This window comes from Serratia sp. (in: enterobacteria), from assembly GCF_046715635.1.
In the GTDB taxonomy this organism is placed as follows: Bacteria; Pseudomonadota; Gammaproteobacteria; order Enterobacterales; family Enterobacteriaceae; genus Chania.
The window spans coordinates 1-9192 of record NZ_JBKJYW010000520.1; the positions used below are offsets into that span (position 1 = coordinate 1).

7 protein-coding genes are annotated in these 9192 nt (G+C 54.3%); 6 read left to right on the forward strand and 1 reads right to left on the reverse strand.

Annotated features, from left to right (window positions below):
* The 3 genes from ssuD to ssuB form a co-directional block, all read left to right on the forward strand.
* Positions 1–1115, forward strand: a 1115-nt coding sequence (ssuD, locus tag ACLQ7H_RS26875; RefSeq protein ID WP_411755306.1) for an FMNH2-dependent alkanesulfonate monooxygenase, incomplete at its 5' end; no start/stop codon positions are given.
* An 11-nt stretch (positions 1116–1126) separates the two neighbouring features.
* On the forward strand, positions 1127–1921 hold the full coding sequence (gene ssuC, locus ACLQ7H_RS26880) for an aliphatic sulfonate ABC transporter permease SsuC (RefSeq protein ID WP_411755311.1): 795 nt from the start codon (positions 1127–1129) through the stop codon (positions 1919–1921).
* Entirely contained in the window at positions 1918–2691 is a 774-nt protein-coding gene (ssuB, locus tag ACLQ7H_RS26885) for an aliphatic sulfonates ABC transporter ATP-binding protein (RefSeq protein ID WP_411755307.1), read from the forward strand. Before ssuC ends, ssuB begins: the two co-directional genes overlap by 4 nt.
* 31 nt (positions 2692–2722) lie before the next feature.
* Here the strand turns inward: ssuB and pepN are convergent, their stop codons facing one another.
* Positions 2723–5338: an aminopeptidase N gene (pepN, locus tag ACLQ7H_RS26890; RefSeq protein ID WP_411755308.1), complete on the reverse strand. Its 2616-nt coding sequence runs from the start codon at positions 5336–5338 to the stop codon at positions 2723–2725.
* 344 nt (positions 5339–5682) lie between these two features.
* On the opposite strand from pepN, the gene ACLQ7H_RS26895 reads away from it, so the two are divergent.
* From ACLQ7H_RS26895 to ACLQ7H_RS26905, 3 genes are all read left to right on the forward strand, one after another.
* On the forward strand, positions 5683–7383 hold the full coding sequence (locus tag ACLQ7H_RS26895) for a GGDEF domain-containing protein (protein ID WP_411755309.1): 1701 nt from the start codon (positions 5683–5685) through the stop codon (positions 7381–7383).
* A gap of 254 nt (positions 7384–7637) precedes the next feature.
* Complete coding sequence (gene pncB, locus ACLQ7H_RS26900; RefSeq protein ID WP_411755310.1) at positions 7638–8843, forward strand: nicotinate phosphoribosyltransferase; 1206 nt, start codon at positions 7638–7640, stop codon at positions 8841–8843.
* 279 nt (positions 8844–9122) lie between these two features.
* A partial coding sequence (locus tag ACLQ7H_RS26905; RefSeq protein ID WP_411755312.1) for a hypothetical protein occupies positions 9123–9192 on the forward strand: 70 nt, incomplete at its 3' end.

Genomic DNA, 9192 nt, shown 5'->3' on the forward strand with positions numbered 1-9192 from the left:
ACGGAGATGGCCACTATCTGGGGAGTTCAGAAGGGGCACGTGCGGTCGATTACGGTTATCTTCAGCAGATCGCCCAGGCCGCTGACCGGCTCGGTTTCGGCGGCGTGCTGATCCCAACGGGGCGTTCCTGCGAAGACTCTTGGCTGGTTGCCGCTTCGTTAATTCCGGTCACGCAGCGGCTGAAATTCCTGGTGGCCCTGCGCCCTGGCATCATCTCCCCGACGTTGGCAGCCAGGCAGGCCGCCACTTTGGATCGCCTTTCCAATGGCCGCGCCCTGTTCAATCTGGTGACCGGTGGCGATCCGCAAGAGCTGGCAGCGGAAGGATTACACCTTAACCACACCGAACGCTATGAAGCCTCCGCCGAGTTTACCCACGTATGGCGCAAAGTGCTGGAAGGTGAAACTGTCGATTTCGCCGGTAAGCATATTCAGGTGAAAGGAGCCAAACTGTTGTTCCCACCGGTGCAGCAACCTCGCCCACCGCTGTATTTTGGCGGTTCTTCAGAGGCGGCACAGGATCTGGCAGCCGAGCAGGTTGAACTGTATCTGACCTGGGGAGAACCCCCCGCTCAGGTGAAGGAAAAAATTGAGGAAGTACGAGCCAAAGCAGCGGCCCTGGGGCGCAAAGTCCGCTTCGGTATCCGCCTGCACGTCATCGTTCGCGAAACCACAGCAGAAGCCTGGCAGGCGGCCGAACGTTTGATTGCCAATCTCGATGATCAAACCATTGCGGATGCACAAAAAGCCTTTGCCCGTTTCGATTCCGTTGGTCAACAGCGTATGGCAGCCCTGCACGGCGGCAAGAAGGATAATCTCGAAATCAGCCCTAACCTGTGGGCTGGTGTCGGATTAGTACGTGGTGGCGCAGGCACTGCCTTGGTGGGAGATGGCCCTACCGTCGCGGAACGCATCCAGGAATATGCCGATCTGGGCATCGATACCTTCATTCTTTCCGGCTACCCGCATCTGGAAGAAGCTTATCGCGTAGGTGAACTGCTGTTCCCACATCTCGATCTAGCCACTAGCGAACAACCAACACAGCTGCGTGCGATCAAGCCACAGGGCGAAGTGGTCGCCAATATCTATGCCCCACAAAAAGTGTCACAAAGCTGAGGAGAACAATGATGGCGATCGGTGCACAACAAATTCTGCACCGGCTGGCCCCCTGGGCTTTGCCGGTAGCATTGGTGATTGGCTGGCAGACCGCGGTTGAGGCTGGCTGGTTATCTAACCGTATCTTGCCCGCGCCGAGCGCCGTGGTGGCCGCCTTTTGGGCTTTAACCAAGAGTGGCGAGCTATGGCAACACCTGACCATCAGCAGTTGGCGTGCGCTGATTGGCTTCAGTATCGGTGGCAGCATTGGCCTGGTGCTGGGGTTCATTACCGGCCTGTCCCGCTGGGGAGAGCGTCTGCTCGACAGCTCGGTACAGATGATCCGTAACGTGCCGCATCTGGCGCTGATCCCGTTGGTGATCCTGTGGTTCGGCATCGACGAGTCCGCCAAAATCTTCCTGGTGGCGCTGGGTACGCTATTCCCGATCTATCTGAACACCTACCACGGTATCAAGAATATCGACCGTGGACTGCTGGAAATGGCGCGCAGCTACGGCCTGAGCGGCTTTAGCCTGTTTACGCAGGTGGTGTTACCCGGCGCGTTGCCTTCGATCATGGTCGGTGTGCGTTTTGCCCTCGGGTTTATGTGGCTGACGCTGATCGTCGCCGAAACCATCTCCGCCAACTCGGGCATCGGTTATCTGGCGATGAATGCCCGTGAATTCCTGCAGACTGACGTGGTGGTGGTCGCCATAATTCTGTATGCCCTGCTCGGCAAACTGGCCGATGCCTGCGCACAGCTGCTCGAACGTGTCTGGTTACGCTGGCATCCGGCCTATCAACTGAAATCAGGAGAAGCATCATGACGGCACCGACTCGCATCCCACAAGGCACCCCCATTACTCTGGAAGCCATCGCCAAACGTTATGGCAACCGCACGGTGTTGGACAATTTGCAACTACGCATCACCGCGGGCCAGTTTGTGGCCGTGGTTGGCCGCAGCGGCTGTGGTAAAAGCACCTTATTACGTCTGCTAGCAGGGCTGGAAACGGCCAACAGCGGGACACTGTTGAGTGGTAATGCCCCGCTCACCCATGCCAAAGACGATACGCGGCTGATGTTTCAGGATGCTCGCCTGCTGCCGTGGAAAAAGGTGATCGACAACGTGGGGCTTGGCCTGCGTGGCAACTGGCGTGATGCTGCATTACAGGCGTTAACCACCGTCGGGTTAGCCGATCGTGCCAATGAATGGCCTGCCGCACTGTCTGGCGGGCAGAAACAGCGTGTCGCCCTGGCTCGCGCGTTGATCCATCGCCCACGACTGCTACTGTTGGATGAACCTTTAGGGGCACTTGATGCGTTAACCCGTATTGAAATGCAGGGACTGATCGAAACGCTTTGGCAACAGCATGGCTTCACCGTACTACTGGTCACGCATGACGTTAGTGAGGCGATCGCACTGGCCGATCGGGTGCTGTTAATCGAAGAGGGGCGTATCGGGCTGGATCTGACCATTGATTTGCCACGGCCGCGCCGCAAAGGTTCGGCAAAGCTGGCGGAGTTGGAAGCAGAGGTATTGGCAAGAGTGTTGACGCCACCGCTAGCCATTGAGACTTCCCACCGGGTGGCGAATTAATCAGGGGACGGCAAGTGCCGTCCCCTAGCGTTTACGCGTCTAACGCCTTGGTGATCTTCTCAAACAGATCGCCAGACAGATCTTCCAGCCCCTTCAACTGCTCCAGCGCCTGACGCATCAACGCCTGACGAGAGGCATCGTAACGCTTCAGGCGGATCAGTGGTTCAATCAGCCGCGCGGCAACCTGTGGGTTACGCTTGTTCAGATCGCTGAGGATCTCCACCAGGAACTGATAGCCGCTCCCGTCTGCCGCATGGAATGCCGCCGGGTTAGCCGAGGCGAACCCACCAATCAGCGAGCGAGTGCGGTTGGGATTACTCAGGCTGAATGAACGATGTTGCAGCAATGAACGCACCTTGCCGAGCACGTCTGCCGCCGGGCTGGTGGCCTGGAGTATGAACCACTTGTCCATCACCAGACCGTCCTGATGCCAGCGCTTATCAAACTCGGCCATCAGTGCATCACGGCAAGGCAACTGCGCCCCCATCGCCGCAGCCAGCGCCGCCAACGAATCGGTCATGTTATCGGCCTGCTGGAACTGTTGCACCACCAGCTTGTCGGCCTGCTCTACATCGCCGAAAGCCAGATAATGCAGGCAGGTATTCCGCAGCGAACGCTTGGCGATATCGCCGTGCTCAACCCGGTAACCCTCGGTTTTATTGGCGTGATACACCGCCAGCCACTCATCAGCCAACTCTTTAGCCAGGCAACGGGTGATAGCTTCGTGCACCGCCGAGATCGCTTGCGGATCGATGATGGCGAACAGCTCGGCAATTTCGTTTTCCGATGGCAGCGTGAGGATCTGCGCCGCCAGGGCCGGATCCAGCTTCTCATCCAGCAGCACCGCACGGAAGGCGTCTGCCACGTGCAACGGCAGCGACAATGGCTGCTTCTGCTGATATTTGGCGACGTTCAGTTTGATGTAGATGGCCAGCAGGCTCTGCGCGGCATCCCAACGAGAAAACTCATTGCGTGCATGCTGCATCAGGAAAGTCAGTTGCTGATCGCTGTACGGATAATCCAGCTTGACCGGTGCCGAAAACTCACGCAACAGCGAAGGAACTGGCTTATGCGCGACGCCATCAAATACAAAGGTCTGTTCGGCGGCGGTGACGTTCAACACGTTATTGACCGGGGAACCGTCTTTCTGCAGGGCAATAACGTTGCCTTCGCTATCATAAAGCTCAATATCCAACGGGATATGCAACGGCAGTTTTTCTGGCTGATCGGCCGTCGGCGCGGTTTTCTGGCTAACGTGCAAGCGGTATTGCTGATCCTCGGCGCTATAGTCATCCCGCACCGTCAACAACGGCGTGCCAGACTGGCTGTACCAGCGGCGGAACAGCGATAGATCGACGTTGGAAGCGTCTTCCATTGCCTGCACAAAATCGTCGCAGGTAGCCGCACTGCCGTCGTGGCGTTCGAAATAGAGTTGCATCCCCGCCTGGAACTGTTGTTCCCCCAGCAGCGTGTGCAGCATGCGGATCACTTCGGATCCCTTCTCATACACCGTCAAGGTGTAGAAGTTGTTCATCTCGATCACTTTATCCGGCCGGATCGCGTGCGCCATCGGGCTGGCGTCCTCGGCGAACTGTGCACCACGCATCACCCGTACGTTATCGATGCGGTTGACCGAGCGGGAACCCAGGTCTGAACTGAACTCCTGATCGCGGAACACCGTCAGCCCTTCTTTCAGGCTAAGTTGGAACCAGTCGCGGCAGGTCACGCGGTTGCCAGTCCAGTTATGGAAATATTCGTGGCCGATCACCGCTTCAATATTCAGGTAATCCTTGTCGGTGGCGGTTTCGGCCTTGGCCAACACATACTTCGAGTTAAAGATATTTAACCCTTTGTTCTCCATCGCCCCCATATTGAAGAAATCCACGGCGACGATCATGTAGATATCCAGATCGTATTCCAGGCCAAAGCGGGTTTCGTCCCACTTCATCGAGTTTTTCAGCGAGGTCATGGCCCAATCGGCACGATCCAGGTTGCCACGATCGACAAACAGCTCTAATGCCACCTTACGACCAGAACGGGTGGTGAAGCTATCGCGCAAGACGTCGAAATCACCCGCCACCAGCGCAAACAGATAGCTAGGTTTCGGGAACGGATCCTGCCATTGTACCCAGTGACGTCCGTCTGCCAGGTCACCTTCAGCCACCCGGTTGCCGTTCGACAGCAGGAATGGATAACGCGCTTTATCGGCGACGATGCGGGTGGTGAAACGGGCCAGCACGTCTGGGCGATCCAGATAGAAGGTAATATGGCGGAAGCCCTCGGCTTCACATTGAGTGCACAACGCTTCGCCAGACAGGTATAACCCTTCCAGCGCGCTATTTTTGGCAGGATGGATGTCGTTAACGATCGTCAGGGTAAACTGGGCTGGTAGCTGCTCAATCACCAGTTGGTTTTCCTGCTGGCGATAGGCGCTCCACGGCTGTCCATCCACTTGAATACTCACCAGCGTCAGGTCTTCGCCATTCAACGTTAACGGGGCGCCTGCGGCACCCTGCCGTTTGATCTGGCTGACGGCGGTAACGCGCGTGGTGTCTGCATCCAGTTCAAAATCCAGGTCGATATCGGTGATGGTATAATCTGGGGCGCGATAATCGTGGCGATACTTCGCCTGTGGCTGTTGTGTCATAAAAACCCTTTGACGTCTCAGTGAGTTACAGGTTCCGGGCTCGGAGCGTAGCGCCGTGCAGGACGACGCGGTACCTCAATGGCCCGATTGTGAATAAACTGTATCACAGCTATAAAAAAAACCCAGAAATGGCAGCAAATCGCACCAAGAAATCACACGACTCACGCAGACATTCGCTGTTGTTTGCTATGCTCCAGCTACCCTGGCGCTTCACTTAGCGTCAAACTCAGCATTTTATGCTTAAACAGGCGCAGTTCCGTCCCCGTTAGCAACCGAATTGCGGAGGAAAACCAGCGGTTGCAATGATATAATTATCCAAGAGCCAGTAGGAGAAACAGATTGGCATGAAAGTAAAATACCTGATCTATTTCTTCACCTTTGTCATCATGCTGTCCTTTGCGATTTTTATTGCCAATGGGCTGATAAAGGCACAGGCCAGCCATGAACAAAGTCTGGAAAACCTGTATAAAATCAGCAGGACCAAAGAAGTGGCCGAGGCCTTTCAGGCTACGTTGCTGGCACACCGGTTAAAAAGATTAGGCCTGGTCGATCAATCAGTCACCAAGACCCAATGGCAGCAGGTCGATAAACAGGCGCGTGAAAAAATCGCGATTGTTAAATCCCATGTCGACGGTAAGCTCGCCCTGCGCTTGGGCATTAGGCAAAAGGTGGCCATACTTTCTATGCTTGATTGGATGGAAAGGCTGCTGGATAACGATTCGCTTCAGGTTTCCCAAATCAACGGTACCAACAGCAATCTGTTCAATATCAACAGCGCCTATTATATCGTCCAGACCACCAAAGCCTTCTACCGCTATACCTACGACACCCGGATGATCAATGCAGACTCATTTCTGTTTTTGGAGGCTATTCGCCTCAATAACCGGATGAATATGTCGCTGACCGAACTGATCGATCAGATTATCGACGTCAACCTCAGCAGTTCGGAACGCAAGGATGCTTACCTGAAGGCCATCCAGTTGACCGGGGTATTTACCCCGCTCGGTACCCGATTGGCGTTTTTAAAGCTGGCCTATAACGACCCGCAGATTACCGAACTGGTGGATGAGATGTTACGTAACATCTCAAGCCATCGGATCAGCAACATTTCAGATGGGTTATATCAAGCCATTACCCACAATACCGTCTATGACATCAACCTGATCGCCGGCTATATCGAGGAGATGGATAAACTTTCCCAAGGGCTCTATGAACGCAGCTTTGAGCTGGAGATGGCCGCCTCAGAAGCCAAAATGTATGACAGCCAAACCGCCATCTACGCCATGATTTCTCTGAGTGGGTTGATTTCTCTGTTCATCCTGCTGCCTTCTATGATCTTCTGTTCCAACATCAGCCGTTGGCTGACCAAGACGCATAAAAATATTCTGCGCCTATCACAAGGCGATATGAACATTGACGATAACCAAGCTTTTTACAGCAAAGAGTTGATCGCCATCAGTGATGCCATCACCCAGCTCAAACACTACAATCAGGTCAAGATCGCGCTGGAAAACGAAAAGCAGCAGCTCATCAAAGAGCTGGAAGTCTCATCGTTCTTCGATCCGTTGACCAACATTTATAACCGCCGCAAATTTTTCCTCGAGTGTGAGATGCTCGCCCAAAGTAGTTACCCTCAGGCGTTCTGTCTGATTGATATCGATAATTTCAAACGTCTCAACGACACCTATGGCCATGACGTCGGTGACCGAGTGCTGGTGATGTTCGCACAGTTGCTAAGTAACACCTTTCGCTCCAGCGATATCTTTTGCCGCTATGGCGGTGAGGAGTTTGCCCTACTGCTCGGTCACTGTTCCCTGGAAAATGCCCGCAGTATGATGGAAGCGCTACGTGAACAAACCCAACAAATGTGCCTGGAATTGCTCAACGGTAAACGGGTGCGCTTTACCATCAGCTGTGGTATCGCCGCCGTAGGCGACCTGGCAGGACTGCATCCGGCCATCAAGCAGGCCGACGAAGCGCTCTATTTTTGTAAGAAGAGCGGACGCAATCGGGTCAGTATTTATACGCCAACCGGCTTTATCTGAATCTGTGTTTAAAATAATTAACCTCATAATTTTTATGAGTAAATAGACTAAGCCATTCAGTTTATTGGATTATCTGGCTTTTTCTCTCTGACGTTGCGCCCCTGGTAAAATAAAGGCACGTTTAATCCTCGACCCGTTCCCGCCATTTGTGGTGTGATGAGGCTTCAATAACAGGATAATCCGGGTATACTCCCCCCACTTTTTATGATTATCCGGATTTGGACACGCGCCTGACGAGGATGCTGTAACGCGATATGACTCTATACGCTTCCCCGATTTTGACTTCACTGCTCGATACTGATGCCTACAAGCTTCATATGCAGCAAGCAGTGTTCCATCGCTACCCCGCAATTACCGTTGCGGCGGAGTTTCGTTGCCGTGGCGACGAGCTGCTGGGCGAATATGCCGACGAGATCCGCGCACAGGTTGCCATGATGAGCGAGTTGGCGCTAACCGATGCCGAATACCACTATCTCTCCAGCCTGCCTTTCTTCCATCAGGATTACCTGCGCTGGTTACGGGGGTTCCGCTACGATCCGCAGCAGGTCACCATTAGCAATCACGACGGCAAATTGCATATCCGTATTGCTGGCCCCTGGCGCGAAGTGATTATGTGGGAAGTGCCGTTGTTGGCGGTGATCAGCGAAGTTGTGCACCGCCACCGTTCGCCACAGGCCACGCCTGAGATGGCGATTAGCCAGTTGCGGCACAACTTGGCACAGTTCAGGCAACTGAGCGGGGATATTGATATCTCACGCTTCAAGCTGATGGACTTTGGCAGCCGTCGCCGCTTCTCTCGTGATGTGCAGCAGGCCATTGTCAGCACGTTGAAAAACGAATTCCCTTATCTGGTGGGCACCAGTAACTACGATTTGGCGCATCGGCTAGATTTGGCGCCAGTCGGCACGCAAGCCCATGAATGGTTCCAGGCCCATCAACAGATTAGCCCGGTGCTAGCCAACAGCCAACGTGCCGCCTTGCAGGCCTGGCTGGATGAATATCCCGATCAGCTCGGCATCGCACTTACCGACTGCATCACCATGGATGCGTTCCTGCGTGATTTCGGTAAGCAGTTTGCCCAGCGTTATCAAGGGTTGCGCCACGACTCAGGCGATCCGATCGAATGGGGTGAAAAAGCCATTGCCCATTACCAGCAATTGGGTATCGATCCCATGAGCAAGACGCTGGTGTTTTCAGACAATCTGGATCTGGATAAGGCGTTGGCGCTGTATCGCCACTTTGATCGGCGTATCAACCTGGTGTTCGGTATCGGCACGCGTCTGACCTGCAATATCCCCGGCGTCAAGCCGTTGAATATAGTGATCAAGCTGGTCGAGTGCAAAGGCAAGCCGGTGGCCAAACTGTCCGATAGCCCTGGCAAAACCATCTGCCAAGACCCCGCATTTGTCAAAGCGCTGCGTAAAGCCTTCGATCTGCCGCTGGTGAAGAAAGCCAGTTAAGGCCCTCCCTCTCTCCAACCCTCTCCCACTGGGAGAGGGAGCTGTACGGAGCTGCATTCAGTTACAGGAGCCAACCGGTGATACAAACCGTGTGGGCATTTCTCGCCAGCGATCCCTCTCTTCCTTTATATACCCCCTGTTTTTTTACCCCACTGCAATAAATGTTGTTCCATTCTGATGATTTCTACTTGTGCTCTGCAACGCGGCAAGTAACATAGCAATATCCCCAAATTCTTGGGTTGTTAGCCTATTTCTGAAAAACTTATAAGAGAGAAATCTATGAGCGTAGTGCCTGTAGTCGACGTACTGCAAGGTCGTGCTGCGGTTGACAGTGAAGTCACCGTGCGCG

What these genes read in the sequence shown, in the direction of transcription:
- ACLQ7H_RS26895 (WP_411755309.1), top strand. Translation starts at nt 5,683, where the DNA reads ATGAAAGTAAAATACCTGATCTATTTCTTCACCTTTGTCATCATGCTG.
- ssuB (WP_411755307.1), top strand. Translation starts at nt 1,918, where the DNA reads ATGACGGCACCGACTCGCATCCCACAAGGCACCCCCATTACTCTGGAA.
- ssuC (WP_411755311.1), top strand. Translation starts at nt 1,127, where the DNA reads ATGGCGATCGGTGCACAACAAATTCTGCACCGGCTGGCCCCCTGGGCT.
- pepN (WP_411755308.1), bottom strand. Translation starts at nt 5,338, where the DNA reads ATGACACAACAGCCACAGGCGAAGTATCGCCACGATTATCGCGCCCCA.
- pncB (WP_411755310.1), top strand. Translation starts at nt 7,638, where the DNA reads ATGACTCTATACGCTTCCCCGATTTTGACTTCACTGCTCGATACTGAT.